Below are 25,828 nucleotides of genomic sequence, written 5' to 3'. Positions count from 1 at the left end.
CAGGTAGTCCTGCTACCAGGATAAAGACACTCTGGTACCAGCCTGAAGGTCGGCGCAGGCTCGTGACCGTGACCGAAACCATCGCTTCGCCCACCGTCCGGTCCCCCTCGGCGCCACCCGCGCTCGGCGGCCCCGGCCTCTTCACCGTGCTGCTCGCGGCCGCGCTGCCGCTCATCGACTTCTTCATCGTCAACGTCGCCCTGCCCAGCATGGGCGCCGACCTCTCCGCGAGCGAGTCCGTCCTCGAACTCGTCATCTCCGGGTACGGACTCGCGTACGCCGTCCTGCTCGTCCTGGGCGGCCGCCTCGGGGACCTGTTCGGCCGCCGCCGGCTCTTCCTGGGCGGTATGGCGGCCTTCGGCCTGACCTCCCTGGCGTGCGGGCTGGCCCCGGACGCCTGGACCCTGGTCGCCGCCCGGGTCGCGCAGGGCGCGGCGTCCGCCGCGATGCTCCCGCAGGTGCTCGCCACCATCCAGGCGACGACCTCGGGCCGGCGCCGCGCGAAGGCGATGGGCCTGTACGGCGCGACGGCCGGCCTGTCCATGGTGGCCGGGCAGATCCTCGGCGGGATCCTGGTCGCCGCCGACATCGCGGGCACCGGCTGGCGATCGGTGTTCCTGGTGAACGTGCCCGTGGTGGTCGTCGGCCTGGTGCTGGCCGCCAGGACCGTGCCGGAGACCCGTTCCCAGCGCCCCGAGCCGGTGGACGGCCCCGGCACCGTGCTGCTCGCCTTGTCGCTGCTGACGCTGCTCGCCCCGCTGACCGAGGGCCGGTCGGCGGGCTGGCCGCTGTGGACGTGGCTGTCGCTGGCGGCGTTCCCGTTCGTGGCGGCGGCGTTCTACGCGGTGGAGCGCCGGGCGGACCGGCAGGGCCGTACGCCGCTGGTGCCGCCGAGCCTGTTCGCGCTGGTCTCGCTGCGGCGCGGGCTGATGCTCATCCTGCCGTTCTCCCTCGGCTTCAGTGGCTTCATGTTCGTGATCGCGGTGGCGCTCCAGCGGGGTGCGGGCCTGGGCCCGGTCCCGGCGGGACTGGCGCTGGCCCCCATGGCCGTCGTGTTCTTCTGCGTGTCCCTCGCCGGACCGCGCCTGGTGACCCGGTACGGCACGCGTGTCGTGCCCGCCGGCGCCGTGATCCAGGGGCTGGGCGTGGGCCTGATGGCCCTGGCCGCCTGGCGCTCCTGGCCGGACCTGGGCTTCATCGAACTGCTCCCCGGGGCGGCGATCGCGGGCGCCGGTCAGGCACTCCAACTCCCCGTGATCTTCCGGATCGTCCTTTCCGAGGTACCGACCGCCCGGGCCGGCGTCGGCAGCGGCGTCATGATCACCACCCAGCAGTCGGCGCTCGCGCTGGGCGTGGCCACGCTCGGCACCCTCTTCCTGTCCCTGGTCCCGGGCCTGGGCATGCGCGACGCCCTGGTGACGACGCTGCTGGTCCAGCTCGCGGGGGTGGCGCTGACGGGGCTGCTCGGCCTGCGGCTGCCACGGACGATCGGCTGAACCGGGGCCGGGTGCGGGAGGCTTGGGGGCCAGGGCACGGCTTGGCCAACTCGCCGCGAAGAAACCACTGTTGATGTTGTTCTTGCTGCACACTCCTTGCTGGCCGAGGTTTGCCCGGACGTGACCGCTGGAGGCGTCATGCCGATCAACACGAGCAAGGTGACCCGCTGGGACCAGCACGGGCGCGAGCACGTGGTCAGGGTGCAGCGCTCGGGCGTACAGCGCACGATCAGATGCGAGACGTGCGGCTGGCAGCAGGGGGCGCAGTTCCTGCCCTGGCTGAAGGCACAGGAGCACCTGGCCGAGGCCCACCAGGCCACGGTGGATCCGTCGGAGGCGCAGGCGTCGCGATGACTTCCCGGAGCTCGGGGAGTCATCTCCGTACGACGATGCGCGACTTCTGGCGGTGTACGGCGGGAGGACAGGCCCCATGCCGGTGACTAGGCCCGCGGCCGCCGCAGCCCTTGGAGCAGCAGATCCACCAGCGCCGTGAAGTCGTCCCCGGCGTCCGGCCGCTCCCACACCAGGTAGTAGCCGGGGTCGTGGAAGCGGCCGGTGGCCTGGAAGACGGCGCGGGCCGAGGTCGCCGGGTCGGGGGCGGTGAAGTCGCCCACCGCCACGCCCACCTCGATGATCCGGGTCAGCTGGCCGGTCAGGTCGTCGACGTGCTCGCCGACCACCTTGCCGTTCTCCCCGGTCAGCACCATGTACGTGGCGAACAGCTCGGGGTCGTCGCCCGCCTTGCGGCGCTTGGCCTCGAACAGGCCGGCGAGCCAGTCGCGCAGCCGGGTCTCCGGGGTGCGTCCCTCGTCCGACGCGATCCCGGCGAGGGACTCCGCCGTACGATCCAGCCACCGCTTCGTGACCGCCTCGCGCAGTGCGGCCTTCGTGCGGAAGTGCCGGTAGACGCTGCCGTGGCTGACGCCGAGTGCGCGGGCCACATCGACCACGGTGGCCTTGGCGGGGCCGTGTCGGCGCAGCACGTCCTCGGTCGCTTCGAGGATGCGCTCGGCGGTCAGGGTCGCGGTGGTCGGTGCCATGGCTAGACCGTACCCGGCACCGTGATCAGCGCTCGCTGTCGAGGTGGGCCATGGCGGCGGCCGCGTAGCGCTCACCGGCGGCGGCGTCGGCCGGAACGGCCTCCTCGATCGCGGCGAGGTCCGCGTCGTCCAGTACGACGTCCAGCGCGCCCAGCGACTCCGTGAGCCGCTCCCGGCTCCGGGCCCCGATCAGCGGAACGATGTCCTCGCCCTGGGCCAGCACCCAGGCGATCGCGATCTGCGCGACGGAGACGCCCTTCTGCTCGGCGATCTTCCGCAGCGCCTCCACCAGGTTCAGGTTGTGCTGGAGGTTCTCGCCCTGGAAGCGGGGTGAGTAGGCACGGAAGTCGTTCACCGCGAGCTGCCGGTCGGCGGTGAAGTGCCCGGAGATCAGCCCGCGCGAGAGGACTCCGTACGCCGTGATGGAGATGCCCAGCTCGCGGGTGGTCGGCAGGATCGACGCCTCGATGCCGCGCGAGATCAGCGAGTACTCGATCTGGAGGTCCGCGATCGGCGCGGTGGCCGCGGCCTTGCGGATCGTCTCCGCGCCGACCTCACTGAGGCCGACGTGACGGACATACCCCTTCTCGATCAGTTCGGCGATCGCGCCGACCGTCTCCTCGATCGGTACGTCCGGGTCGAGCCGGGCGATGCGGTAGACGTCGATGTGGTCCACGCCGAGACGCTGAAGCGAGTAGGCGGCGAAGTTCTTCACGGCGGCGGGCCGTCCGTCGTATCCGCTCCAGCCGCCGTCCGGGTCGCGCAGCGCCCCGAACTTCACACTGACCAGGGCCTGTTCGCGCCGGGCCGCGGGGGCCGAGCGCAGGGCCTCTCCGATCAGCATCTCGTTGTGGCCCATGCCGTAGAAGTCGCCGGTGTCGAGCAGCGTCACGCCCGCCTCGAGCGCGGCATGGATGGTAGCGATGGACTCGGCCCGGTCCGCGTCGCCGTACAAGGCGGACATGCCCATGCAGCCGAGACCGAGGGCGGAGACCTGGGGGCCGGTGGTGCCGAGGGTGCGAGTTCGAATCGTCATGCGACCACCCTTCCATGACAGTTGACAGATTTCAATATCTGTCAGCTGTCATGCGCCGCATTCCCCGGCCGCGTCACACGGCATCCGTGGACCGGGAGTCCCAGGAGTTACGCGGCGAGGCGCTCCGCGAGTTCCTTGGCCTTGGCGGTCGCGTCCTCGAAGGCGCGCTCGCGGGAGGCTTCGTAGAGGGGGACCAGTTCGGACATGGCCGGGTTGCGGGGGGCCATGGTGAGTTCCGGGACGATGAAGTCGAGGTCCAGGCCGAGGGTGCCCTTGAGGACGGCCTCCAGGTAGTTCTGTACGAACTCATAACCCTCGCGCGGGGTGCCCGGCGCGTAGGAGCCGCCGCGGCTGGCGACGACGACGACCGGGGTGCCCTGGGCGGAGGGGGTCTCGCCCGCGGTGCGGCCGAGCAGGAGCACGTTGTCCAGCCACGCCTTGAGGGTCGACGGGATCGAGAAGTTGTGCATGGGGGCGCCGATCAGGACGGCATCCGCCTGCTCCAGCTCCTCGATGAGCTTCACGCGCTCGGCGAACGCGGCCGACTGCTCCGGGGTGCGCTCGGACGGGGCGGCGAAACCGGCGGTCCAGGCGGTGGCGGTTATGTGCGGGACAGGGTTGGCGGCGAGGTCGCGGTAGATCACCGCACCCTCCGGGTGCTGCTCCTCCCAGGCCTCGCGGAAGGCGGCCGCGACCGAACGGGACGAGGACGCCTCGCCGGGGAGTACGGACGAGTCGATGTGCAGCAGCGTGACCATGGGCTTTCTCCAAAGAGCGGTGCCCGAGGCAGGGAGCCAAGGGCTGAGGATTCACACTCGACGATAGTTTCGATCGAGACAGTATTGAATGATACCATCGCGAGTGTAACGGAGGGGGGTACGTTGAGCAGATGGGAGTCAGGCGATCATGGACGTCTACGAGGCGGTCACGAGCCGACGGGCGGTGCGCGGATTCACCGACCGGCAGGTCCCGAGGGAGACGCTGGAGCGCGTGCTGTCCGCCGCGGCCTGTGCGCCCTCCGCTTCAAACCTCCAGCCGTGGCGCGCCTACGTTCTGACCGGCGCGCCGCTGGCCGAGCTCAAGAAGCGCGCCGGCGAGCGTCTGGCCGCAGGCGACTCCTGGGACGAGCCGGAGTACGAGCAGTACCCCCCCGTACTGAAGTCCCCGTACCGCGAGCGCCGATCCGCCTTCGGCCGGCAGCGCTACGGCGCACTCGGTATTGCGCGCGAGGACATAGAGGCGCGCCAGAGGGCCGCTTCCGCGAACTGGGACTGCTTCGGCGCACCCGCCGCCCTGTTCTGCTACATCGACCGCGACCTGGGCTCACCCCAATGGTCCGACGTCGGCATGTATCTGCAGACCGTCATGCTGCTGCTCCGCGCCGAAGGCCTGCACAGCTGTACCCAGATGGCGTGGGCGAAATTTCACAAGTCCGTCGCGGAGGTCCTGTCACCCCCGGACGAGCTGATCCTCTTCTGCGGCATGTCGATCGGATTCGAGGACGTCACGGTGGGTGACGCCCGTACGGGCCGGGCACCGCTCGACGAGACGGTCACGTTCGTCGACGGCTACTGACACCGCCCGCGGCGAGCAGGCGCTGTCGTCCGTCCGGGGCCTCAGGCTTCCGGCGTGGTCAGCCACGCGCCGATGCGGGCCATCGCCGGGGGGCCGGAGGCGGAGGCTACATCCTGGACCAGATCGGCAATGGAGACGGCGCGCAGCGCTTCTCGCCAGGCCGCGTCCGCCCCGGTCATCGCGCGGGCGATCGGGCAAGGCGCGGTGCACGACTCGGCCGGGGTGGCCAGCGGGCCCCGCTGACGGATCTCCGTGCAGGTGAACGCCTGACCGGGGCCGTCGACCGCTTCGACCACGTCGAGCACCGTGATCGAGGCGGGTTCCCGGGTGAGTACGTAGCCGCCCGCCTTGCCCTGGACCGAGCGCACGAGCCCGGCCCGGGAGAGCGCCTGTAGCTGTTTGGCCAGGTAGCTGGCCGAGACGTCGTGCAGCTCCGCCAGCTTGGTCGCGGGGACAGGCTCCTCGACCGACGTGAGCACGACGCAGCAATGCAGGGCCCACTCGACTCCGCCGGACATCTTCACCCGACCACTCTAATCAGACCGATTGACTCGGATAACTTGTGTCCGTGTATAGTCTCGGACAAAAGATGTCCGAGTTTGGCGCGCACCGCGACCACGGCGCGACCACCTAGTGGTTCATATGCCATATTGCGGACATACCCCCGACGAAAGGCATGTCATGAAGTTCGCAGTCATCGGCGGTACCGGGCTGATCGGGTCACAGGTCGTCAAGAACCTGAACGCCGCCGGGCACGAGGCGGTACCGCACTCGCAGTCCACCGGAGTCGACATCATCAGCGGCCAGGGACTGGACGAGGCGGTGGCGGGAGCCGACGTCGTCGTCAACCTGACGAACTCCCCGACCTTCGACGAAGCCTCCCCGGCCTTCTTCCAGACCTCGATGGACAACCTCCTGGCCGCGGCCCAGAAGGGCGGCGTCGGCCACTTCGTCATCCTCTCGATCGTCGGCACGGACCAGGTGCCGGAGCTGGACTACTACAAGGCCAAGGCGCTCCAGGAGAACATCCTCAAGGCCGGACCGATCCCCTACTCGATCGTCCGCGCGACGCAGTTCATGGAGTTCATCGACGCGGTCATGTCCTGGACCGCCGAGGGCGACACCGTCCGGCTGCCCGCGACGCCGATCCAGCCGATCGCCGCCAAGGACGTGGCCGCCGCGGTGGCGGAGGTCGCCGCGGGCGCCCCGCTGAACGGCACTCGCAACATCGCCGGCCCCGAGATCTTCTCCCTGGACGAGCTGGGCCGGATCACCCTGTCCCACAAGGGCGACAACCGCACCGTCGTCACCGACCCCACCGCCGGCATGTTCGGCGTCGTCAAGGGTGACGTCCTCACCGACAAGGACGCTCACCTCGCCCCCACCCGCTACGCCGACTGGCTCTCCTGACCCACTCGCCCCCTCTCGGGCGCGCAGACCGCAGAGAGCCGACCCCTGGCCCGCCGTGGGTGATGACAAGACCTCGGCACGGCGGCCTGGACTGCCGCCACTGGAAGGCCGCCTTCAGCCCCCTCCCTTCCACGGCCGGCCTCGCTCCCAGCGCAACGGCCGGCCGGGCCGTGGGACCGATCGGCTCCGTTGGACACGGTTCATCCCGCCTCGGACAATGGGAGTTGTCGGCGAGCAGTCTCCCGGCGGCGCCTGCCGCCGGCCGCGCGGTGCTTCGCGCCGCCCGAGGGAGGCCCGCCATGACCATCCGTATCGGCACCTTCAACGCGGAGAACCTCTTCCGCCGCCCCAAGGTCTTCGGCCTGCCCGACGACGCGCAGCGCAGGGAAGTCCTGGACGACTTCGCCGAGTTGGTCTCCCTGCTCGACCTGCCGGTCTACGAGGACGCGACGAAGGCACGGATCGCCGAGCTCATCAAGAAGCACCGGGCCTATGCGGTGGATCCCGAGGACCCCTCGCCGATCTTCATCAACCAGACCCGCGGTGGCAGCGGCATGCTCTTCAAGACGGTCGGGCGGCCGGGCGACGCGGACTTCCGCGTCAACGTCTTCGCCAAGGGCCGTGCGAAGTGGGCCGGTTGGGCGGAGCTCGTGCGGGACGACCTCGACTGGGACGCGGTGAAGAACACCGGCCGGGTGGTCGCCGAGGTCGACGCCGACATCCTGCTCACGGTCGAGGTCGAGGACCGGCTCACCCTGGACCGCTTCAACCGGCATGTTCTGGGCGGGTTGTTGGGGAAGCGGCCGTATCCCTTCAACATGCTGGTCGACGGCAACGACAGCCGCGGCATCGACGTCGGGATTCTCAGCCGCCACCCGATCACGTCCATCAGGTCCCACATCTTCGACACCGACCCGGACCATCCCGACGGCGGGCCGGTGTTCAGCCGCGACTGCCCCGAGTTCGAGATCGACCTCGACGGGACGCCCCTGTGGCTCCTCGGCAACCACCTCAAGAGCAAGAGCAACGACGACCCGGCGCTACGCCTGGCCCAGGCCAGGCAGGTCGCGCGGATCCACCGCGCCGCCCTGGAGCGCTCCCCGCACGTCGTGGTCGCCGGGGACCTCAACGACCCCCTGGACAGCGAACCGGTCAGGGCGCTGCTGGACACCGGCCTGAGGGACGCGATGAGCCACCCCGCCTACCGGGGTGACCCCGGCACTCACGGGCAGGGCACCACACCGAACGACAAGCTCGACTACCTCCTGCTGCCGCCCACCTTGTTCGACCGGGTGCAGCACGTGGGCGTCGAGCGGCGCGGGATCTTCGCGCCCCCGGCCGTCAAGTCCTTCGACACCGTGACCTCGAAAGCGAACGAGGCCTCCGACCACGCCGCGCTCTACGCGGACCTGGACCTCTAGACACGACGGTGCCGGGCCCCTTTGGAGGGGCCCGGCACCGAGTGACCGTGGGAGAGGCGTCAGCAGCCGATCAGGCGGCTCGCCAGGTACCCCTCGATCTGGTCCAGCGACACGCGCTCCTGCTTCATGGAGTCACGCTCGCGGACAGTGACCGCGTTGTCGTCCAGCGTGTCGAAGTCGACCGTCACGCAGTACGGGGTGCCGATCTCGTCCTGACGGCGGTAGCGGCGACCGATGGCGCCGGCGTCATCGAACTCGATGTTCCAGTGCTGGCGGAGGGCCGAGGCAAGCCCCTTGGCCTTCGGGGACAGCTCCGGGTTGCGGGAGAGGGGCAGGACCGCGACCTTGACCGGGGCCAGGCGGTGGTCCAGGCGCAGCACCGTGCGCTTCTCCAGCTTGCCCTTGGCGTTCGGGGCCTCGTCCTCGATGTAGGCGTCGAGGAGGAACGCGAGCATCGCGCGGCCCACACCGGCGGCCGGCTCGATGACGTACGGGGTCCAGCGCTCGCCCGCCTCCTGGTCGAAGTAGGAGAGGTCCTGGCCGGACGCCTTGGAGTGCGCGCCCAGGTCGTAGTCCGTGCGGTTGGCGACGCCCTCGAGCTCACCCCACTCGTTGCCGCCGAACTGGAAGCGGTACTCGATGTCGGCGGTGCGCTTGGAGTAGTGGGAGAGCTTCTCCTTCGGGTGGTCGTACCACCGCATGTTCTCCTCGCGCAGGCCCAGGCCGGTGTACCAGTTCCAGCGCTGCTCCATCCAGTACTCCTGCCACTTCTCGTCCTCGCCCGGCTTGACGAAGAACTCCATCTCCATCTGCTCGAACTCGCGGGTGCGGAAGATGAAGTTGCCGGGCGTGATCTCGTTGCGGAAGGACTTGCCCATCTGGGCGATGCCGAACGGCGGCTTGCGGCGCGAGGTGGTCTGCACCTGGGCGAAGTTGGTGAAGATGCCCTGGGCGGTCTCGGGGCGCAGGTAGGCGACGGAGCCGCTGTCCTGGGTCGGGCCGAGGTGGGTGGAGAGGAGGCCCGAGAACTGCTTGGGCTCGGTGAACTGGCCCTTGTTGCCACAGTTGGGGCAGTTCACGTCCGCCAGGCCGTTCTCCGGCAGGCGCTTGTGCTTGGCCTCGTAGGCCTCTTCCAGGTGGTCCGCGCGGAACCGCTTGTGGCACGAGGTGCACTCGGTCAGCGGGTCCGTGAAGGTGGCGACGTGGCCGGAGGCGACCCAGACCTCGGGGGCCAGGATCACGGACGAGTCGATACCGACCACGTCCTCGCGCGACGTCACCATGTAGCGCCACCACTGGCGCTTCAGGTTCTCCTTGAGCTCGACGCCCAGCGGTCCGTAGTCCCAGGCGGCGCGCTGGCCGCCGTAGATCTCACTACAAGGGAATACGAAGCCACGGCGCTTGCTCAGGCTGACGATGGTGTCGATCTTGTCGGCGGCCACGGTGCTCTCTTCATAACGACGACGGGCGACGAAGCGAGATGCTTCCAGCGAATGCTTCAGGGTACCGGCGGGGGCTCCCCCTCAATCAAATCGGGCCGGGCTCCGGGGGCCGTCAGGGGCTCACCGGGCCCTTACCCGGGCCCTTGTTGACAACGGTTTCCATATTTGTTGAAAATGACTGTCATGAACGTACGACGACAGTGCATATCCGGGGTCGCGGTCGCCGCGGCCACCGCCCTCGGGCTCGGAGCCCTCTCCGGCTGCTCGACCGACAGCGCGGCCGCGGGCAACACGGACAAGTTCGACGTCGTCGCGTCGTTCTACCCGATGGCCTTCCTCGCCGAGCAGATCGGCGGGAGCCATGTGCACGTCACCAGCCTCACCAAGCCCGGCCAGGAGCCGCACGACCTCGAGATCAGCGCCCAGCAGCGGGTGCAGCTCGAGGAGTCCGACGCGGTGCTCTACCTCAAGAACCTCCAGCCCACCATCGACGACGCCGTCAGTCAGTCCGAAGTGAAGACGAAGATCGACGCCGCTTCCCTGACCACGCTGGAGCAGCACGGCAACGAGGTCGGCGGCCACGCGGCCGAGCACGACACCCACGAGGGCGAGGAGTCCGCCGGCCAGGACCCCCACATCTGGCTGGACCCGGTGAAGTACGCCGAGGTCGCCAAGGGCGTCGGAGCGGCCTTCGAGAAGGCCGACCCGGACCACGCGGCCGACTACAAGAAGAACACCGCGGCCCTGGTCGCCAAGCTCGACGACCTGGACACCCGGTTCGAGGAAGGCCTGGCGAACACCGACTCCAAGGTCTTCATCACCACGCACGCCGCCTTCGGCTACCTCGCCGAGCGCTACGGCCTCACCGAGGAGGCCATCAGCGGCCTCGATCCCGAGTCGGAGCCGAGCGCGAACCGGGTGAAGGAGCTTGAGAAGATGGCGAAGGCCGACGGCGTCACGACCGTGTTCTACGAGACGCTCGTCAGCGGCAAGACCGCCGAGACGGTCGCCGCGGACGCGGGCCTGAAGACGGACGTCCTCGACCCGATCGAGGGCATCACGGACAAGTCCCGGGGCACCGACTACTTCTCGGTCCAGGAAGCGAACCTCAAGGCGCTGCAGACCGCCCTGGGCGCCAAGTGATCTCCAAGGAGGACGCAGGCATGAGCGAGCCCGTCATATCGCTGCGCGGCGTGCGCGCCGAGCTGGGTTCGCGCCCCGTCCTGCGCGGAATCGACCTCACCGTGCACCGCGGGGAGGTCGTCGCGCTGCTCGGCGCGAACGGCTCGGGCAAGTCGACCGCCGTGCGCAGCGTCATCGGCCAGGTGCCGGTCAGCGCCGGCGCGATCGAGCTGTTCGGCACCCCGCGCGGCCGCTTCCGCGACTGGCGGCGGGTCGGCTACGTACCGCAGCGCACCACGGCAGCGGGCGGGGTGCCCGCGACGGTCACCGAGATCGTCGCCTCGGGGCGGCTGTCCCGGGCCCGCTTCGGCATGCTCCGCAAGGCCGACCACGAGGCCGTACGGCGGGCCCTGGAACTGGTCGGCATGGCGGACCGGGCGAAGGACTCGGTCAACGCGCTCTCCGGCGGCCAGCACCAGCGCGTGCTCATCGCCCGCGCGCTCGCCGCCGAACCCGAGCTGCTGATCATGGACGAACCGATGGCGGGCGTCGACCTGGCCAGCCAGGAGATCCTCGCGGCGACCCTGCGCGAGCAGGTCTCCCAGGGCGCGACCGTGCTGCTCGTCCTGCACGAGCTGGGCCCGCTGGAGCCGCTGATCGACCGCGCCGTCGTCCTGCGCGACGGCTGCGTCCTGCACGACGGCCCGCCCCCGGCCGCGGTGGGCCAGCACGCCCTGCCCGGCCACGACCACGTACACCCGCACGCGGCTCACGACGCCGAACCGATCCGGACGGGACTGCTGAGCTGATGGACCTCCTGAACTACGCCTTCATGCAGCGGGCCCTGCTCGCCGCCGTCCTGGTCGGCATCACCGCGCCCGCCGTCGGCATCTACCTCGTGCAGCGCCGCCAGGCCCTGATGGGCGACGGCATCGGCCACGTGGCGATGACGGGCGTCGGCCTCGGCTTCCTGCTGAACACCTCGCCGGTGTGGATGGCGACGGGTGTCTCCGTCCTCGGCGCGGTCCTGATGGAGCTGATCCGCTGGTACGGCAGGACACGCGGCGACATCGCCCTCGCGATGCTCTTCTACGGCGGTATGGCCGGCGGCGTCATGTTCATCAACCTCGCGCCGACGGGCTCGAACGCGAACCTGACGTCGTACCTGTTCGGCTCGCTCTCGACGGTGTCCGAGTCCGACGTGACGGCGATCTGCCTGCTCGCGGCCTTCGTCGTGCTGGTCACCCTGGGCCTGCGCCGCCAGCTCTTCGCGGTCAGCCAGGACGAGGAGTTCGCGCGGGTGACGGGCCTGCCGGTACGCGCGCTGAACCTGCTGACGGCGATCACGGCGGCGGTCACGGTGACGGTCGCGATGCGCGTGGTCGGCCTGCTGCTGGTCTCGGCCCTGATGGTGGTTCCGGTGGCCGCTGCCCAGCAGCTCACCCGCAGCTTCGCGGCGACCTTCGCGATCGCCGTCGCCATCGGCGTGACCGTGACGATCGGCGGTACGGTCACCTCGTACTACCAGAACGTGCCGCCCGGCGCGACGATCGTGCTGCTGACGATCGCGGCCTTCGTGGCGCTGACGGCACTGGCCGCTCCGCTGGCCAGGCGCCGCGCCCGGGCGCTCGCCGCCGCGCAACCCGCCGGGGACCCGGCAGAGTGTGCGATTCCGGCCAGCAGAGGGGCTGATGGCAAGGTAGGCGTCTGACCGCTGACAGGCTTGGCTGGCACAATGGCCCGGCAGGCGCAGACGTGAGGAGGCAACCCGTGACGACCGCTGGACCGCCCGTGAAGGGCCGCTCCACCAGGCAGCGTGCCGCCGTGGCGGCGGCGCTCGACGAGGTCGACGAGTTCCGCAGCGCGCAGGACCTGCACGACATGCTCAAGCACAAGGGCGACTCGGTGGGCCTGACCACGGTCTACCGCACCCTCCAGTCCCTCGCCGACGCCGGCGAGGTCGATGTCCTGCGCACCTCCGACGGCGAGTCCGTCTACCGGCGTTGCTCCACGGGTGAGCACCACCATCACCTGGTCTGCCGCGTGTGCGGCAAGGCGGTGGAGGTGGCGGGCCCGGCCGTCGAGAAGTGGGCGGAGGCCATCGCGGCGGAGCACGGGTACGTCAACGTCGCGCACACGGTGGAGATCTTCGGTACGTGCGCGGACTGCGCGGCGGTGACCCGGCAGGCCTGATTCCTGGGTCAGACCCGGCGGCTGTGCCGGTCGAGCAGAGCCCGGAGGCCGTCGGCGCCTCCGGGCTCTCTTATGCCACGCTTGGGCAGCAGCACCCCCGAAGCGATCCGGTCGTCGGTGGCGAGCAGCAGGAACCGCTCGGGCGTCTCGACGTACCGGGTGACCGAGGACCAGTCCCGCTGCGACTGCTCCTCCCCTTGCGCGACCGTGATCCCGGCCGGCTCGACGACGACCCGGCACGGCCCTCGCCCGACGATCCGCCGGCGCAGGGCCCGTACGTAGAACCAGGGCGTGATCACGAAGACGAAGAGACCGGTGAGGGCGGCCTCCGCCACGAACGAACCGCTGATGCCGCCGGACGAGAGCATCCACGCGCCGAATCCGACGACCACCAGCACGAAGAGCACGAACCGCACCAGCAGCCCCCGCCCGGTCTTCGAGGTCCGCAGCCATACGGACATCAGATGCCGTACGTCGTCCCGGTCCGGCTCGTACGCGACCTCGACCCGCTCGCCCGCCCCCTGCAGCACTGCCACCACATCCTCCCCGGAAGCGATCACGGTGACCAGAATGCCAGGGCGCGGGAGGCCTACCGGGCCAGCGGGTCACCCTTCTTGATCGCCCTGCATCGCCAGCAGCTCCTCGTTCGGGATCGCACCGCCGAACCGCCGGTCGCGCGAGGCGAATTCGACACAGGCGCGCCACAGGTCACGGCGGTCGAAGTCGGGCCACAGCACGTCCTGGAAGACCATCTCGGCGTACGCGCTCTGCCAGAGCAGGTAGTTGGAGGTGCGCTGCTCGCCGCTGGGGCGCAGGAACAGGTCCACGTCCGGCATGTCCGGGTAGTACATGTACTTCGAGAGGGTCTTCTCGTTGACCTTCGACGGATCGAGCCGGCCCGCCTTCACGTCCTCGGCGAGGGCCTGCGCGGCATCCGCGATCTCCGCACGCCCGCCGTAGTTCATGCAGAAGTACAGCGTGAGCCTGTCGTTGTCCTTGGTCTGCTCCTGGGCGACCTGGAGTTCCTTGGCCACCGACTTCCACAGCTTGGGCATCCGACCCACCCAGCGCACCCGGATGCCGAGCTCGTCGAGGGTGTCGCGGGTCTTGCGGATGAAGTCGCGGTTGAAGTTCATCAGGAAGCGCACCTCGTCGGGCGAGCGCTTCCAGTTCTCGGTGGAGAAGGCGTACAGGGAGATGCTGCCGACGCCGATCTCGACCGCGCCCTGCAACACGTCCAGCACGCGCTCGGCACCGACCTTGTGCCCCTCGGTGCGGGGCAGCCCGCGCTCCTTGGCCCAGCGGCCGTTCCCGTCCATGACGATCGCCACATGCTTCGGGATCAGCTCACCGGGGAGCTTCGGCGGGCGGGCGCCGGACGGGTGCGGTTCCGGCGTCCTGTACTCGGGGCGCTGGCGCCCCAGGATCCCGCGTACGACCATGTGCTTCTCGTCTCCTCTTACGGCTTACTGCTTCATTTCTCTACGTACCGAAGCGAACGCAGCCCGCGCTCCAGATGCCAGTGCAGGTAGGCGGACACCAGCCCGCTGCCCTCCCGGACGTGCCGCGGCTCGCAGGCGTCCGCGGTCTCCCAGTCTCCCGTAAGCAGCGCGCCGAGCAGTTCGAGGGTCGCCGGCGAGGGTACGACACTCCCCGGCACCCGGCAGTCCACGCACAAAGACCCTCCGGACGCCACTGAGAAGAATCGGTTCGGCCCGGGCATTCCGCACTTCGCGCAGTCGCCGAAGCTCGGCGCGTAGCCGTTGACGGCGAGGGAACGCAGCAGGAAGGCGTCGAGGACGAGGTGCGGTGCGTGCTCACCACGGGCGAGGGTGCGCAGGGCGCCGACGAGCAGCATGTACTGCTGGACGGCGGGCTCGCCCTCGTGGTCGGTGAACCGCTCGGCGGTCTCCAGCATGGCGGTCCCGGCGGTGTACCGGGCGTAGTCGGTGACGATCCCGCCACCGTACGGAGCGATGGTCTCGCTCTGTGTGCACAGCGGCAGTCCGCGCCCGACCAGCTCGCTCCCCCGCGCGAAGAACTGCACGTCCACATGGGAGAAGGGTTCGAGGCGGGCCCCGAACTTCGACTTCGTCCGCCGCACCCCACGGGCCACCGCCCGCACCCGGCCGTGACCGCGGGTGAGCAGTGTGATGATCCGGTCCGCCTCACCCAGCTTCTGGGTGCGCAGCACGATGCCGTCGTCGCGGAACAGACTCATGGGGTCCATTGTCGCCTACGGCGGATGCGCGGCGGGCCGGACGGCCCTTTCCGCCCGGCTCCGCTCCAGGGCACCTCACCGCACGCTGATCTCGCGGGAATCCGACGACGGTGGCCCACGGAACACCTGACGCACCCGCCCCGCGGGACGTGGGAGTCAGGACCCGCCCGGCTCGGGCGGTGTCGTCGTCGCCCGGACTGAGTCCGGTAATCCGTTCGAGCTGATGTTCCACAGCTCGGCGAAGCGCTTGACCCGCTCCTGTACTTCCTTCTCGGTGGCGTCCACCGTGGTCCACGAGGGCACGCCCATCTGGTCCGCGGTGATCTCGTAGGACAGTGCCCCGTCGAAGATGATGAAGTCGATCATCTTGCCCCGCTGGGCGTTGATCGGGAGCTGCGCCAGGGCCACGACCCTCACCTCGATGCCGATGCTCTGCTGCTCCTCGCAGAGTTCGTCGAGCAACGCGATGTCCTCGGGCTGCTTCACGACGAACAGGCGCCGCACCTTGACCCTGCGCTGCGGGTCCTCGATCGCCACGCGCTGTGCCTCCAGATAACGGCCGGCGGGCTCGCTGCTCCAGAAGTCGGCGTCGACGGGGGAGGTGCTGATGGCGTCGATGGAGGTCGTGGCGCACTTGGTGAGGGTCAGCATCCAGTCGTGGTTCTCGCCCGGGGACTTGGCGTTGAGGTTGGCGAAGTTGTACATGTACCCGGCGAGGCGTTCGATCTCCTGGCCCGCGAAGTCGTGCAGGATCCTGGGCCCCTTGGCGACCACTTTCGTGGCGTACTCGGCCAGCCGGGGCACCCCGTCGCCCCGCAGCTGTTCCACCTCGTTGAAGAGCTTGGTCGCCTCGCCGATGTCGACGAAGCGCTGCTCGACCACGCCTCTCAGCTCGCCCAGCTGCTGCGCGAAGGTGATCATGAACTGGACGATCAGGATCGCCCCGCCGAAGAGGACGGACAGGACCACCCGCCACAGATCGTCCGGCCCCGGGGAGATGACGTTGGTGAGCACATAGGCCACACCACCTGTCACCACGGTGACCAGGAGCTTCTGCAGCAGCGACCGTGCGCCGTCGTCGTTCCCCCGCCGGTCCCCTCGGCCGGCCGTTCCGTCGTTGTTGCGCGTAGATATCGGAGCGTTCATCTCGTTTCTCCCCCGTCGGGATCGAGCTGCTGTGCACGGTCAGGGCGTCGCCAGGGACTCTCGCTGCGCCGTGGCGGCCCGTAGGGCCAGTTGGTCACGGACGCGCTGAACCTGGGTGTGCCACTGCCGGCTGAACCCGGGGTCCTCTTCGAGTACGTCCCACAGGGCGGCGAGCCTTCGGTCCACCCGCGCTCTCGGCATCCACAGGTGCAGCAGATGGTCGACGAGCGGGCCCAGCACCTTCAGCGCGGCTGCCCCGTCCACGGATCCGAGCCGGATACCGTCGAGTTTGTCAACGACTGTCGTCAACAACCAGTCATGGACGGCGAAATCCTCGGCGAGCCGGGCCACGGCGGTGGGTTCGACGCCGTCCGGCACCCTCAACTCGACCAGGCGCAGACCTCCTTCGGCGACCGTGAAGCGCTCCAGCGACACGCCCGCACCCGCCGCCGCGGGCAGTGCGGCCCACCGCAGGCTGGTGGTGCGGGAGGTGAGGGGGACGTCGTAGTCGACGAGCAGGCGGTTGCGGGAGATCGTGCCGAGGAGGCCCTCGGCCACGGAGCCGACGTCCAGTTCGTCGCCGCCGACTATCTGATCATGCGCCAGGAAGCCGTTGCCGACCGCTGTTTCGGGGAGTCTGCCGACGGGGACCAGCACGCCGGGTCGGACCAGGTAGTAGCCCCACGGCCGGCGTCGGTCCGGGCCCGCCGCCGGAGCCGAGAAGTACGCCGACGCCTGGAGGACGCGGCCGTCGGTGAGGCTCGCGCGGGCCGCGACCGTGCCGACCACGCGGACCTTGGCCTTGTTGGCGGTGGGCAGCCGGCAGTCGACGCCGGTGAGCACCTCGGGAGACACCACGTACAGGTTGGGGCGCTCCGACTTGCGGACCTGTTCGTCGGCGCGCAGCCGCAGCAGCCGTTCGGCGACGGCCGCGCTCACCGCCTCGCGGCACGGCAGCAGACAGGTGCGCACCTCGCCGCAGGCGAGGACCGGGCGTGCCGTCTCTCCCGTCGCGCCCATGTCACAGCCCCGGCGGGAACACGTAGGACGTGCGCTCCACGACACCCTCCGGCACGGTGAACTTCTCGGCGGCGGCACGCGCGACCACCTGGGCCTGCGCTCCGGCGTCCACGTGGGTCTGTTCGAGTATGACCCGGACCGCGTGCTCGACGGGCAGAAAGCGGGACGGGAGCACACTGCACGTGTAGTACGCCGCGAAGTGCGCCGCCGACGGGTTGAGCCGAAGCAGGGGCGGCAGGGCGTCCCAGTCCTCGGGGAAGGCGGCCGCGTCCCAGGCGGTGGGGGTGAGGACGGCACTGCCCTTGTCGCGGAGCAGCCCCAGGCGGGCCAGCTGCCATACGGCGGCCAGGAAGGCGCAGGACCAGACGCGGCTGCCGGTGTGCTCGTCCCACAGCTCGACGTCGACGAAGACGGAGTGGCCGCGGGCGCCGGTCTCGCTGGGCGGCTGCCAGGCGGCGGCGGTGTTGAGGGCGGCCGTGGTGCGCCGGTCGGGGGCGCGGCGGCCGTTGCTGAGCCAGCCGATCTGACCGAGGGGCGGGCGGAAGCCCCTGCTGCCGGGCGGAGGTGTCTCGACGAGCCGGTTCAGGACGGCCTCGGCGAGTCCGCCGCGCTCGGGCCGCTTCGGGTCGGTGCAGGCGCAGCCGGACTCGCGGGCCAGGTAGTCGATGGTCAGGCCGGCCCGCTCGGCCGCCTTCAGCAGGGGCGGTAAGAGCTCGGCGGGGGTGGCGAGGCGGCTGAAGTAGTCGTCGATCAGGAAACAGGTGCTGACCCTCGACCGCTTGCCGTCCGGGAGCGCGGGCACCGAGGCGCGGGCGGCCTCCACCCAGGGCCGTACGGAGGTGAAGTGGTGGTACAGCCGCTCGGGGCCCTCCGCGAAGTCCTCCATGTACAAGTGGCCGATTTCCAGGGAGAGATGGGAGAAGGGCACGGCCTCGGTACGCGGCTGGGCGCTGGTCTCCTGGAAGGCGGCTCCGGTTCCGCTCACAGCTGCCCCCAGTACTTGTCGTCGGCCAGCCGCTCGGCGAGTACGCCCATCGCCTGCCAGGTCTCGATGTTGGCGATCCGGCTGTCGAGGACGTCCTGGTCGGTGATGAGCTGTTCCCGCAATTGCAGGACGGGTTCCAGCGGCACCGATCCCAGAACTCTGCTCCTGCCGATACCCAGGTCTGCGGCAATGGTCTCCAGCTGTTTGTTGTACTGGCGCATCCACGCCGACTGGGCGGGCGGCATCTGCGACCACAGCGACGATTCGAGATCGGGCACGGCGGCCCGTACGAAACGGATGGAGCCGAGCAGCGCCTGCCGGTCGTGCCCCATTTCCTCGCCGGCGCTCACGATGCCCTGTTTTCCACCGACGAGTTCGGCGGCGGCCATCACGTGCTGGCGGGTCCAGCGGTGGTAGATGAGCCAGCGGGCTTTGATGCGCCGTAACTCCTCCTGCGCGGTGGCGGCGAGTGCCAGGTCCATCGCGTAGCTGCGGCCGGCGCTCAGGTCCACGACGATCACATTGAATTCGCGCTTCAGCCGGAGGATCAGGTCCACGCAGCGGTGGAGGTTCTCCGTGTCGGTGACGAATTCGCCGCCGCTGCGGTCTCCGGGCAGCAGAACGAGCCGTCCGGAGCGGTCGGGTTTGTCGCGCAGGACGTAATGCTCCGTACGGGCCCAGATGTCGACGCGCAGGGGTTCGCCGGTTTCGCCTTTCAGATACGAGTGCAGGCCGCGCCCTTCGGCTTCCTGGAGGACGTCGGGGATGTCGAAGACGGCCGGGGCGGTGGGCGAGCCGAAGTCGAAGTCGAGGTAACAGACGTCGTCCCCGTCGAGGGCTCTGCGGTAGGCGAGGTTGGCGCTCGTGACCGAGCGGCCGGTGCCCCCCTTGTCGGAGGCGGCGAAGACGAGCACGGTTCACACCCCCGAGCCGGTGCCCCTGGCCCGGGCCAGGATGTCGAGCCTGCGCAGCACTCCGTAGGCGAGGGCGCAGGAGGTGCCCGGTTGGTTGTCGAGGACCAGGCGGGCGCGGCGCAGGTCCGCCTCGACGCTCTTCAGCTCCTCGCCCTCCTGGCTCTTGGTCGGCGGGGCGGGCTTCATCTGTTCCTTGCCGAGGAGGTGGGTGGCTTCGCTGAGCAGGGCCCGGGCGAGGGCAGTCAGGTCGGCGCTGCGGATCGGGGGCTGGAGGTAGAGCTGGGACGCGGCGACCATGCACTCGGTGACGCGCTCGGTGATGCTCCAGGACAGCGGTCCGGTGCGCTCCTCCGAACTGGGGTAGGCCGCGTGGACGTTGTCCCACAGGCCGCTTCCCTCGCCCTCGCTGACGCGCCGTCGCCACAGGTGGCCGAGGATGTCCTCGGCGAGCTGGAGCAGCCGGTCGCGGGAGGCGAGGTTGCGGGACAGGGAGCACAGCTGGATGGTCCGCTTGAGCAGTTGCGCCGAGAAGTCCGTCATGGCCCACTGCATGGCCGGGCCCTGGCGGTCGCTGCCGAGCAGGGGCAGGGAGACGCCCGGGTTGTGCAGGCGGACCGCCGGGTCGTCGTCGGTGGCCCGGCTGGTGATGCGGCCGCGTTCGGCGAGGCGCTCCATGACGTCGACGGTGCGGGCGAGGTCGTCGTCGGTGGCCCGGCGGCGGACCAGGTCGTGGACGAGGATGGAGGCCACGCAGAGCGAGAAGTACTCCGACTCCAGCTGCTGGCCCGTGGTCCGCCAGGGGATGTCCTCCAGGGGCCAGCGGTCGTCCCCGAAGCGGGCGATGCCGGACCAGTACTGCTGGCTGATCTCCCACCGCAGCCGCAACGCCTCGGCCAGTCGCTGCTGTTCGGGGTTGAGCAGGGCGAGGGTGAGGGTGCGGTCGGAGAACAGGTCCTGGATACCGTCGAGCGCGACGACGGTGAAGTAGAGGTAGGGGACGGCGTCCGCGACACCTTCGGGCTGGCCGCCGATGTCGTCGGTGGTCTCCACCTCGGGGGCGTCCCTGACCAGGCTCCAGGCCCAGCCGCACTCGAACAGGCGGTTTTCGTTGCGGAGTTGTTCCTCGACGTCGACGCCGAGGATCAGGCTCTCGCCAATGACGGCGCGCAGGGCCTTGAAGCGGTCCTGGAACCGCTGGAGGACCACCCGGTCGGACAGCCGCCCCCGGCCGAGGAGGCGGCACATGGCCTGTCCCTGGGAGGACTCGACGTCGAAGACGTTGACGGTGAAGGAGCGCAGCAGGCTCACCATGGCGGAGGTGAGCCGCTGGCTGGTCGTGTCCCAGAGCCCCTGGATCAGTTTCTGCGTCTCGGGGCGGGTTGTTCTCGTCCGGTAGACCCGGAGGAAACCGAGGGTGGCGAGGCACAGGGTGACGGACATCGAGAAGGAGTCGACGACCCCGAATTCCCGCTGCTCCTTGGTGAGTTCCTGCTCGGGGTCCTCCGGCTGGAAGTAGTAGCCGCCGGCGAACGTGGGACCGAGGTCGCCGCCGTGATGCTTTCCCATGAAGTCATTGAGCACCCGGACCAGGTTCCCGGGAATCTCCGTGGCGTCCCCCACCTCTTTGAGGGCCTTCTCCACGTCCTCCTGGGTGGTGTCGGGATTGTCCAGGCCGAATTCGGGAATCTCGGTGGCGGGATACATGAGGCAGAGCAAGCGTTCGGCATCGGCGACGCTGCTGCGGGCCCCCCATTCACCCCAGCTCCATTCGCCACCCCGGAAGGAGTGGCCGGCGACGGCCTGCCATACGTCGAGAAGCTGCAGGCGCGGTCTGATCTGCATTCCCCATGCCCCCTCACACAGGTGCGAAAAGCGACCGAAGTCAGTCGTTCCGGTGACCGCAGGCCAGGATCATTCCCGTGTAGCCGTCGCGGAGATCGTCCGGTTTACCGATGTGCATGGGATCGACATCGCTCGCGAAGCCCTTCAGCAGGTTCCGGATCTCCACGGCACCGACATAGCTCGCCGGAAATTCCTCCCCGCCCACGGGATATCCGCGGGAATTCTCCATGAATGCGACGGCGAACGGAGCACCCGGTTCCAGGGCGTCCATGAAGCAGGCGACACCGCGTGCGAACTCCTCGCGCGACTCGGTGATCGACTCCGCGACGAAGAACATCGTGCCCATCGCCCAGCGTTCCACTTCGCCGTCGGCACCCGGGCGGCCGAGGTCGTACAGGTTCCCGGGCCTGACGGTGACGGCGTCCCTGAACCGCTCCCTGGGGTTCGGGCCGAGCCCGGCGTACCCCTCGCCGCCCTCGCCCTCGCACAGGACGTCCCAGAACGGGTTCCAGGTGGGGGCGTAGTCGAGGCGCTGCTCACCCAGATAGGCCACGTTGGCGGCCGACCACTCGTACTGAGTGATGGCGTCGCACCAGGGAAGCATGGTGAAGGCGGGGTAGAGGTTCGGCCCCGCACCCACATCGATACCGGAACGGACGCGACCCGGATTCCTCCGGAAATGATCACCGAAGTGATCGCGGACGATCGACAGGATCAGCTTGTCATCGGGATGAAGCGCGAGGTAGTTGCGGCTGATGTATTCCTGAGGGTCAAATTTGTCCCAGTCGACATCAGCGTTCAGCTTATCCGCGCCAGTTGGCGATCCCGAGGTCATTGGCTCAATGTAGCGCACCACGCCCACGAAGCGTGCCAGCCAATCAAGTCAAGTCCTGTTCCCACCTTGAATGACCAGAAGGCGTCAGGCAATGATAGGGAAACATACGCGCCCATCCCAGTCGGTATGCATATCGCATCATTGGTATGCATCTTTGAATCCTCCACAAGGGGACGACATGCCTCCTCTTCTGCAGATCAGAGCGGTCACCGAAGCGGATCTGCCGGAACTGGTCCGCCTGGACACGGAGGCCTTCCCCTCCGGGCCGTACCCCTACTTCGTCCTGCGGCAGTTCCTCGACGCGTACGGCGACCACATGCTCGTCCTGGACGACGGCGCGAGCCTCCTCGGCTACGTGCTCGCCACCGCGCCGAACGACGACCTCAGCTGGATACTCAGCCTCGCCATCACCCCGGGCCTCCAGGGCCAGGGGCTGGGCCGCAGGATGATGTCCGAGATCCTGGACCACCTGCGCTCCGAGGGCGTGAAGGAGGTCTGGCTCACCGTCGAGCCCGGCAACGACACGGCCGTTCTGCTCTACCGCTCGCTGGGCTTCGTACCGGAAGGCGCGCCCCGCAAGGACTACTTCGGCCCCCATCAGCACCGCCTGCTCATGACGCTCTCCCTCTGAGCGCAGGCCCGCGCCAGGACCTGGAACGCCACCTCCGGCTCCCCGTGCCGACCCGAACTCGGGTCGTCCGGGCGGTCCTTGAGGCCTTGGAAGCTACGCTTCCGCGGCCACCGTCCCTGAGCCAGCCGGGCCCGAGTCCGGGCCCGGGTCCCCGAACCGCCGTACGTAGCGCCTTTGCCAGGGCGTCTCGACCGCGTGCCGGTCGTAGTGCCGACGGACGAACGCCACCGCCTCCTCCGCCGGCACCCCGTCCAGTACCGCCACACAGGCCAGCGCCGTCCCGGTGCGTCCGCGTCCGCCGCCGCAGGCGATCTCCACCCGCTCGGCCGCCGCCCGCCGCCACGCCTCCGCGAGCGCCGAGCGGGCCGCCGCGCGGTCCGAGGGGAGCCGGAAGTCCGGCCAGCGGATCCAGCGGGACTCCCAGGGCACCTCGGGGGGCCGCCGGCCGAGGAGGTAGACGCCGTACGAGGGGGGTACGAACCCCTGCCCGGGGATCCGGCGCAGGCCACGACCCCGGATCAGGCGCCCGGACGGCAGGCGCAGCACGCCGGGGTGCTCCTCGTGCCACCCTTCGTCCTTCGCCACCGGCCCATTCGAACCCGATCGCGCGGACCGGGCAACCGAATCCGCCGAACCGGTGGTCTGGTGGGCGAGGAGGGTGCTTGATGCAGGCCGATAAAGAGGCCCAGTACGAGGAATTCGTCAGAGCGCGGTGGTCACGTCTGGTGCGGACCGCGTATCTGCTCACGGGCGACGCGCACCACGCCGAGGACCTGACGCAGACGGCGCTGGCGAAGGCGTACCGGTCGTGGCGGCGCGTCTCGCGCAGCGACAACCCGGAGGCATACGTCCGCCGGATGCTCGTCAGCTGCAACAGCGACCGCTTCCGCAAGCGGCGCGTCGCCGAGGCGCTGACCTCGGTGCCGCCGGAGCGGGCGGGGCGGGACGAGGCGGTGGGGCGGGTCGACGAGCGCGGCGCCCTGCTCGCCGCGCTGGCGGAGCTGCCGCCCCGGCAGCGGGCGGTGGTGGTCATGCGCTACTGGGAGGACCTGTCGGAGGCGGAGGTCGCCGACGTGCTCGGCTGCTCGCCCGGCACGGTCAAGAGCCAGGCGTCCAAGGCGCTGGCGAAATTGCGCAGGTATCCGGGGCTGGGGCAGGTCATGGACGGACCGGAGCGCAGCCGTACGTCGTCCGGGCAGGGAGGCAGCAGGTGAGCGAGGAACAGAGGCAGCCGGCCGAAGGGGACTGCGGCTTCGGCTTGGACTTCGACTTCGAGGAGCAGGTGCGCGGGCTGCTCGCCGAGGACGCGTACACCGTCCGGCCGTCGCCGGTGCCGTATCCCGCGATCCGGCGCCAAGGCGTGCTCGAACGGCGCCGGCGGGTGGCGGTGGCCGGGGCGGCGCTGGTGACGCTGGCCGCGCTGCCCGTGGGGGCGTACGCGCTGGGCGGCAGCGGGACGTCGGACACGGCGGCGCCCCGGCCGTCCGTCAGTGCCCCGCCGAGTCCCACGCCGACGCCGTCCGCGACCGTGCCGGAGGCCGCGCGGCCGGTCACGGCGGGCCAGTTGATGGACGGGATCACCTGGGCGCAGGCCTCGGACGGGCTGGAGAAGTGCGTCGCCTACAACCGGGCGGGCGTGCACAGCCCCGGTGCGACGGGCCTGGGGAAGGCCTCGGACTACCGGATCATCCTGGCGATGCACAGCACCGGCGACTCCAACGCGCCCGGTGACGGCATCTTTGTCGTCGCGGTCAAGAAGGACGCGACTCCGAAGCCGGTCCGGCTGATCTGCACCATCAAGGACGGCGAGGCGCAGGGCCTCAACACCAGCGTGGGCAACGACGCCCCGGAGGACGCCGGTGCCGTGTTCGCCGACATCAACAGCGGCAAGCTGTACCAGCAGTCGTTCCTCGACCGCGGCAACTGGAAGCTCCCGTTCCGCTGGGGCATCATCGGCACGGTCGACCCCTCGGTGGCCAAGGTGACCGTCTCCTACGGCGGCAGCACCGGCGAGACCGCCCTGGACCACGGCTGGTTCGTCGCCTACGGCACCCTGAACCAGCAGGTCACGAAGGCTCCGCACATCAAGGGCTACGACGCCGCCGGCAAGCTCGTGTACGACTCCAACCAGGACAAGTACTACCAGAAGACCTTGCCCTAGCCGTTGCCGTACGGCCGGCCCGCCCGCGCCTCGATCCCGCGGAGTGGACGGCCATCGCGCGCTGCGCGCCCTCGACATCGCGGGCGCGCAGCGCGGTCACGATGTCGCGGTGGCGGCGGACGGTGAGCCCGGGCGAGGGGCCGGGGGCGTCGGGGTGGCCCGCCTCCTCCCACCCGATCCCGCTGACCGGCCCGGTCCCGTCGGCGACCCGCCCGCCGAGCGGCTGCCCGTTCCGCACCCGCTGCTGGAAGGCGGACGAGGTGTGCGCGTCCGTCCTGCCGGACTTCTCGGCCGCGTCGGTCCCGGGACACCGGCACCGCTGTCACCATCCTGTGAAGGAGGACAGGTCGACGCTCGACCTCGTGCGTCAGAGCCAGCACCCCATGGAGCCTTCATGACGATCCCCGCCCCGCTGACCGGTGTCGTTCCACCCGTCTGCACACCCCTGACACCGGACCGCGAGGTGGACGTCCCCTCGCTCCTCAGGCTGGTCGACCACCTGGTGGAGGGCGGGGTGCACGGGCTGTTCGTGCTCGGTTCGACGTCGGAGGCGGCGTACCTGACGGACCGGCAGCGACGGCTGGTCGTGGAGGCGGTGGTGGCACACGCCGCCGGCCGGCTCCCGGTGCTGGCGGGCGCGATCGACATGACGACGCCGCGCGTACTGGACCACGTGAGGTCGGTGACGGAGGCGGGCGCGGACGGGGTCGTGGTGACCGCCCCCTTCTACACCCGCACCCACCCGGCGGAGATCGACCGCCACTACCGTCTCGTCGCGGCCGCCAGTCCGGTCCCCGTCGTGGCCTACGACCTCCCGAGCGCCGTCCACACCAAGCTCCCCGCCGACCTCGTCCTTCAGCTGGCCGCGGACGGCGTGCTGGCCGGCCTCAAGGACTCCAGCGGCGACCTGGCCGCCTTCCGCGAGGTCGTGACCGGCGCCCGCGCCCACCCCGGCATCACCGGCTTCGGCGTCCTGACCGGCTCCGAGCTCATCGTCGACTCCGCGCTCGCGCTGGGCGCGGACGGGGCGGTGCCCGGGCTCGCGAACGTCGACCCGCACGGTTACGTCCGCCTCGACCGGCTCTGCCGAGGCGGTGAATGGTCGCCGGCGCGGGCCGAACAGGAGCGGTTGTGCGGACTGTTCGGGATGGTGAGGGTGGGGGATCCCGGGCGGATGGGGGGCAGTTCGTCGGCGCTGGGGGCGTTCAAGGCGGCGCTGCATCTGCGGGGGGTGATCGACTGTCCGGTCACGGCGGAGCCGCAGGTGGCGTTGTCGGCGGCGGAGGTGGAGCGGGTGGGGAAGTTCCTGGCGACGGCGGGATTGCTGTAGCGGGGATT

The 25,828-nt window shown here is 69.9% G+C and carries 28 protein-coding genes and 2 pseudogenes; 14 read left to right on the top strand and 16 right to left on the bottom strand.

Annotated elements, in window-relative coordinates; genetic code table 11:
* Window positions 1–68 precede the first annotated feature (68 nt).
* A complete protein-coding gene (locus ABT114_RS09805; RefSeq protein ID WP_351140455.1) occupies window positions 69–1,496 on the top strand; it encodes an MFS transporter in 1,428 nt (475 codons plus the stop codon).
* A gap of 138 nt (window positions 1,497–1,634) precedes the next feature.
* Window positions 1,635–1,850 carry a hypothetical protein gene (locus tag ABT114_RS09800; RefSeq protein ID WP_351140453.1) on the top strand — a complete coding sequence of 72 codons (216 nt, stop codon included), beginning with the start codon at window positions 1,635–1,637 and terminating at the stop codon, window positions 1,848–1,850.
* Window positions 1,851–1,936: 86 nt separating this feature from the next.
* On the opposite strand, the gene ABT114_RS09795 is transcribed toward ABT114_RS09800, so the two are convergent.
* The 3 genes from ABT114_RS09795 to ABT114_RS09785 all read right to left on the bottom strand — a co-directional run bounded on the left by ABT114_RS09795 (window position 1,937) and on the right by ABT114_RS09785 (window position 4,330).
* Window positions 1,937–2,536, bottom strand: a complete 600-nt coding sequence (locus tag ABT114_RS09795) for a TetR/AcrR family transcriptional regulator (RefSeq protein WP_351140451.1) — start codon at window positions 2,534–2,536, stop codon at window positions 1,937–1,939.
* Between the two features lie 25 nt (window positions 2,537–2,561).
* A complete protein-coding gene (locus tag ABT114_RS09790; RefSeq protein WP_351140449.1) occupies window positions 2,562–3,572 on the bottom strand; it encodes an aldo/keto reductase in 1,011 nt (336 codons plus the stop codon).
* Window positions 3,573–3,679: 107 nt separating this feature from the next.
* Window positions 3,680–4,330, bottom strand: coding sequence for an FMN-dependent NADH-azoreductase (locus tag ABT114_RS09785; RefSeq protein ID WP_351140447.1), 651 nt, complete (start codon window positions 4,328–4,330; stop codon window positions 3,680–3,682).
* A gap of 148 nt (window positions 4,331–4,478) precedes the next feature.
* Here ABT114_RS09785 and ABT114_RS09780 point away from each other — a divergent pair, with 148 nt between their 5' ends.
* Window positions 4,479–5,147 (top strand): nitroreductase, encoded by a 669-nt coding sequence (locus ABT114_RS09780; protein WP_351140445.1) that lies wholly within the window; start codon window positions 4,479–4,481, stop codon window positions 5,145–5,147.
* 41 nt (window positions 5,148–5,188) lie between these two features.
* Here the strand turns inward: ABT114_RS09780 and ABT114_RS09775 are convergent, their stop codons facing one another.
* Window positions 5,189–5,665: an RrF2 family transcriptional regulator gene (locus ABT114_RS09775; RefSeq protein ID WP_351140564.1), complete on the bottom strand. Its 477-nt coding sequence runs from the start codon at window positions 5,663–5,665 to the stop codon at window positions 5,189–5,191.
* 163 nt (window positions 5,666–5,828) lie between these two features.
* Here ABT114_RS09775 and ABT114_RS09770 point away from each other — a divergent pair, with 163 nt between their 5' ends.
* Together ABT114_RS09770 and ABT114_RS09765 are read left to right on the top strand one after the other, a co-directional pair.
* Entirely contained in the window at window positions 5,829–6,557 is a 729-nt protein-coding gene (locus ABT114_RS09770; RefSeq protein ID WP_351140443.1) for an SDR family oxidoreductase, read from the top strand.
* Window positions 6,558–6,856: 299 nt separating this feature from the next.
* Complete coding sequence (locus ABT114_RS09765; protein WP_351140441.1) at window positions 6,857–7,978, top strand: endonuclease/exonuclease/phosphatase family protein; 1,122 nt, start codon at window positions 6,857–6,859, stop codon at window positions 7,976–7,978.
* A gap of 59 nt (window positions 7,979–8,037) precedes the next feature.
* Here the strand turns inward: ABT114_RS09765 and ABT114_RS09760 are convergent, their stop codons facing one another.
* Window positions 8,038–9,420 (bottom strand): glycine--tRNA ligase, encoded by a 1,383-nt coding sequence (locus ABT114_RS09760; protein WP_351140439.1) that lies wholly within the window; start codon window positions 9,418–9,420, stop codon window positions 8,038–8,040.
* Window positions 9,421–9,603: 183 nt separating this feature from the next.
* Here ABT114_RS09760 and ABT114_RS09755 point away from each other — a divergent pair, with 183 nt between their 5' ends.
* From ABT114_RS09755 to ABT114_RS09740, 4 genes are read left to right on the top strand one after another with little or no spacing between them, the layout of a single operon-like run.
* On the top strand, window positions 9,604–10,563 hold the full coding sequence (locus ABT114_RS09755; RefSeq protein WP_351140437.1) for a metal ABC transporter substrate-binding protein: 960 nt from the start codon (window positions 9,604–9,606) through the stop codon (window positions 10,561–10,563).
* A gap of 20 nt (window positions 10,564–10,583) precedes the next feature.
* Window positions 10,584–11,351 (top strand): metal ABC transporter ATP-binding protein, encoded by a 768-nt coding sequence (locus ABT114_RS09750; protein ID WP_351140434.1) that lies wholly within the window; start codon window positions 10,584–10,586, stop codon window positions 11,349–11,351.
* Window positions 11,351–12,253 carry a metal ABC transporter permease gene (locus ABT114_RS09745; RefSeq protein ID WP_351140432.1) on the top strand — a complete coding sequence of 301 codons (903 nt, stop codon included), beginning with the start codon at window positions 11,351–11,353 and terminating at the stop codon, window positions 12,251–12,253. Before ABT114_RS09750 ends, ABT114_RS09745 begins: the two co-directional genes overlap by 1 nt.
* A 59-nt stretch (window positions 12,254–12,312) precedes the next feature.
* On the top strand, window positions 12,313–12,735 hold the full coding sequence (locus ABT114_RS09740; RefSeq protein WP_351140430.1) for a Fur family transcriptional regulator: 423 nt from the start codon (window positions 12,313–12,315) through the stop codon (window positions 12,733–12,735).
* Window positions 12,736–12,743: 8 nt separating this feature from the next.
* Here ABT114_RS09740 and ABT114_RS09735 read toward each other — a convergent pair whose 3' ends face one another.
* The 9 genes from ABT114_RS09735 to ABT114_RS09695 all read right to left on the bottom strand — a co-directional run bounded on the left by ABT114_RS09735 (window position 12,744) and on the right by ABT114_RS09695 (window position 21,719).
* Window positions 12,744–13,271 (bottom strand): YcxB family protein, encoded by a 528-nt coding sequence (locus ABT114_RS09735; protein ID WP_351140428.1) that lies wholly within the window; start codon window positions 13,269–13,271, stop codon window positions 12,744–12,746.
* 69 nt (window positions 13,272–13,340) lie between these two features.
* Complete coding sequence (locus ABT114_RS09730; RefSeq protein WP_351140426.1) at window positions 13,341–14,177, bottom strand: isoprenyl transferase; 837 nt, start codon at window positions 14,175–14,177, stop codon at window positions 13,341–13,343.
* Between the two features lie 32 nt (window positions 14,178–14,209).
* Complete coding sequence (gene recO, locus ABT114_RS09725) at window positions 14,210–14,956, bottom strand: DNA repair protein RecO (protein WP_351140425.1); 747 nt, start codon at window positions 14,954–14,956, stop codon at window positions 14,210–14,212.
* Window positions 14,957–15,112: 156 nt separating this feature from the next.
* Complete coding sequence (locus tag ABT114_RS09720; protein WP_351140424.1) at window positions 15,113–16,102, bottom strand: hypothetical protein; 990 nt, start codon at window positions 16,100–16,102, stop codon at window positions 15,113–15,115.
* Window positions 16,103–16,141: 39 nt separating this feature from the next.
* On the bottom strand, window positions 16,142–17,122 hold the full coding sequence (locus tag ABT114_RS09715) for an SCO2521 family protein (RefSeq protein WP_351140423.1): 981 nt from the start codon (window positions 17,120–17,122) through the stop codon (window positions 16,142–16,144).
* Between the two features lies 1 nt (window position 17,123).
* Window positions 17,124–18,107 carry an SCO2522 family protein gene (locus ABT114_RS09710; protein ID WP_351140421.1) on the bottom strand — a complete coding sequence of 328 codons (984 nt, stop codon included), beginning with the start codon at window positions 18,105–18,107 and terminating at the stop codon, window positions 17,124–17,126.
* Window positions 18,104–19,021, bottom strand: a complete 918-nt coding sequence (locus tag ABT114_RS09705; RefSeq protein WP_351140419.1) for an SCO2523 family variant P-loop protein — start codon at window positions 19,019–19,021, stop codon at window positions 18,104–18,106. Before ABT114_RS09705 ends, ABT114_RS09710 begins: the two co-directional genes overlap by 4 nt.
* A 3-nt stretch (window positions 19,022–19,024) precedes the next feature.
* Window positions 19,025–20,863 carry an SCO2524 family protein gene (locus tag ABT114_RS09700; protein WP_351140417.1) on the bottom strand — a complete coding sequence of 613 codons (1,839 nt, stop codon included), beginning with the start codon at window positions 20,861–20,863 and terminating at the stop codon, window positions 19,025–19,027.
* Window positions 20,864–20,903: 40 nt separating this feature from the next.
* Window positions 20,904–21,719, bottom strand: a complete 816-nt coding sequence (locus ABT114_RS09695) for an SCO2525 family SAM-dependent methyltransferase (protein ID WP_351140415.1) — start codon at window positions 21,717–21,719, stop codon at window positions 20,904–20,906.
* A gap of 157 nt (window positions 21,720–21,876) precedes the next feature.
* Between ABT114_RS09695 and ABT114_RS09690 the strand changes: the two genes are divergently transcribed.
* Window positions 21,877–22,329, top strand: coding sequence for a GNAT family N-acetyltransferase (locus tag ABT114_RS09690; protein ID WP_351140413.1), 453 nt, complete (start codon window positions 21,877–21,879; stop codon window positions 22,327–22,329).
* Window positions 22,330–22,422: 93 nt separating this feature from the next.
* On the opposite strand, the gene ABT114_RS09685 is transcribed toward ABT114_RS09690, so the two are convergent.
* Window positions 22,423–22,914: a phosphatase domain-containing protein gene (locus ABT114_RS09685; protein ID WP_351140411.1), complete on the bottom strand. Its 492-nt coding sequence runs from the start codon at window positions 22,912–22,914 to the stop codon at window positions 22,423–22,425.
* An 80-nt stretch (window positions 22,915–22,994) separates the two neighbouring features.
* Between ABT114_RS09685 and ABT114_RS09680 the strand changes: the two genes are divergently transcribed.
* Entirely contained in the window at window positions 22,995–23,543 is a 549-nt protein-coding gene (locus tag ABT114_RS09680; RefSeq protein ID WP_351140409.1) for a SigE family RNA polymerase sigma factor, read from the top strand.
* Window positions 23,540–24,490 (top strand): hypothetical protein, encoded by a 951-nt coding sequence (locus ABT114_RS09675; protein ID WP_351140407.1) that lies wholly within the window; start codon window positions 23,540–23,542, stop codon window positions 24,488–24,490. The genes ABT114_RS09680 and ABT114_RS09675 overlap by 4 nt, the downstream gene beginning before the upstream one ends.
* On the opposite strand, the pseudogene ABT114_RS09670 reads toward ABT114_RS09675, so the two are convergent.
* Window positions 24,487–24,629 (bottom strand): annotated as a pseudogene (locus ABT114_RS09670) (FCD domain-containing protein); the annotation flags it as partial. The gene ABT114_RS09675 and the pseudogene ABT114_RS09670 overlap by 4 nt on opposite strands.
* Before the next feature lie 34 nt (window positions 24,630–24,663).
* On the opposite strand from ABT114_RS09670, the pseudogene ABT114_RS09665 reads away from it, so the two are divergent.
* Window positions 24,664–24,888, top strand: a pseudogene (locus ABT114_RS09665) (oligopeptide/dipeptide ABC transporter ATP-binding protein); the annotation flags it as partial.
* The gene (locus ABT114_RS09660; protein ID WP_351140405.1) at window positions 24,885–25,820 is read left to right on the top strand and encodes a dihydrodipicolinate synthase family protein; all 936 of its coding nucleotides are present in this window, start codon (window positions 24,885–24,887) and stop codon (window positions 25,818–25,820) included. The pseudogene ABT114_RS09665 and the gene ABT114_RS09660, both read left to right, overlap by 4 nt.
* Window positions 25,821–25,828 lie beyond the last annotated feature (8 nt).

This window comes from Streptomyces sp. NPDC002088, assembly GCF_040296605.1.
Classification (GTDB): domain Bacteria; phylum Actinomycetota; class Actinomycetes; order Streptomycetales; family Streptomycetaceae; genus Streptomyces.
The sequence above is the reverse complement of the archived record's forward strand: the minus strand, read 5'-3'. Positions and strand labels throughout refer to the sequence as shown.

Coding starts and splice junctions, on each gene's coding strand:
- ABT114_RS09730 (WP_351140426.1), bottom strand. CDS start 14,177: ATGGTCGTACGCGGGATCCTGGGGCGCCAGCGCCCCGAGTACAGGACG.
- ABT114_RS09800 (WP_351140453.1), top strand. CDS start 1,635: ATGCCGATCAACACGAGCAAGGTGACCCGCTGGGACCAGCACGGGCGC.
- ABT114_RS09765 (WP_351140441.1), top strand. CDS start 6,857: ATGACCATCCGTATCGGCACCTTCAACGCGGAGAACCTCTTCCGCCGC.
- ABT114_RS09775 (WP_351140564.1), bottom strand. CDS start 5,665: ATGTCCGGCGGAGTCGAGTGGGCCCTGCATTGCTGCGTCGTGCTCACG.
- ABT114_RS09770 (WP_351140443.1), top strand. CDS start 5,829: ATGAAGTTCGCAGTCATCGGCGGTACCGGGCTGATCGGGTCACAGGTC.
- ABT114_RS09795 (WP_351140451.1), bottom strand. CDS start 2,536: ATGGCACCGACCACCGCGACCCTGACCGCCGAGCGCATCCTCGAAGCG.
- ABT114_RS09715 (WP_351140423.1), bottom strand. CDS start 17,122: ATGGGCGCGACGGGAGAGACGGCACGCCCGGTCCTCGCCTGCGGCGAG.
- ABT114_RS09750 (WP_351140434.1), top strand. CDS start 10,584: ATGAGCGAGCCCGTCATATCGCTGCGCGGCGTGCGCGCCGAGCTGGGT.
- ABT114_RS09720 (WP_351140424.1), bottom strand. CDS start 16,102: ATGAACGCTCCGATATCTACGCGCAACAACGACGGAACGGCCGGCCGA.
- ABT114_RS09790 (WP_351140449.1), bottom strand. CDS start 3,572: ATGACGATTCGAACTCGCACCCTCGGCACCACCGGCCCCCAGGTCTCC.
- ABT114_RS09700 (WP_351140417.1), bottom strand. CDS start 20,863: ATGCAGATCAGACCGCGCCTGCAGCTTCTCGACGTATGGCAGGCCGTC.
- ABT114_RS09755 (WP_351140437.1), top strand. CDS start 9,604: ATGAACGTACGACGACAGTGCATATCCGGGGTCGCGGTCGCCGCGGCC.
- recO (WP_351140425.1), bottom strand. CDS start 14,956: ATGAGTCTGTTCCGCGACGACGGCATCGTGCTGCGCACCCAGAAGCTG.
- ABT114_RS09745 (WP_351140432.1), top strand. CDS start 11,351: ATGGACCTCCTGAACTACGCCTTCATGCAGCGGGCCCTGCTCGCCGCC.
- ABT114_RS09785 (WP_351140447.1), bottom strand. CDS start 4,330: ATGGTCACGCTGCTGCACATCGACTCGTCCGTACTCCCCGGCGAGGCG.
- ABT114_RS09680 (WP_351140409.1), top strand. CDS start 22,995: ATGCAGGCCGATAAAGAGGCCCAGTACGAGGAATTCGTCAGAGCGCGG.
- ABT114_RS09780 (WP_351140445.1), top strand. CDS start 4,479: ATGGACGTCTACGAGGCGGTCACGAGCCGACGGGCGGTGCGCGGATTC.
- ABT114_RS09660 (WP_351140405.1), top strand. CDS start 24,885: ATGACGATCCCCGCCCCGCTGACCGGTGTCGTTCCACCCGTCTGCACA.
- ABT114_RS09690 (WP_351140413.1), top strand. CDS start 21,877: ATGCCTCCTCTTCTGCAGATCAGAGCGGTCACCGAAGCGGATCTGCCG.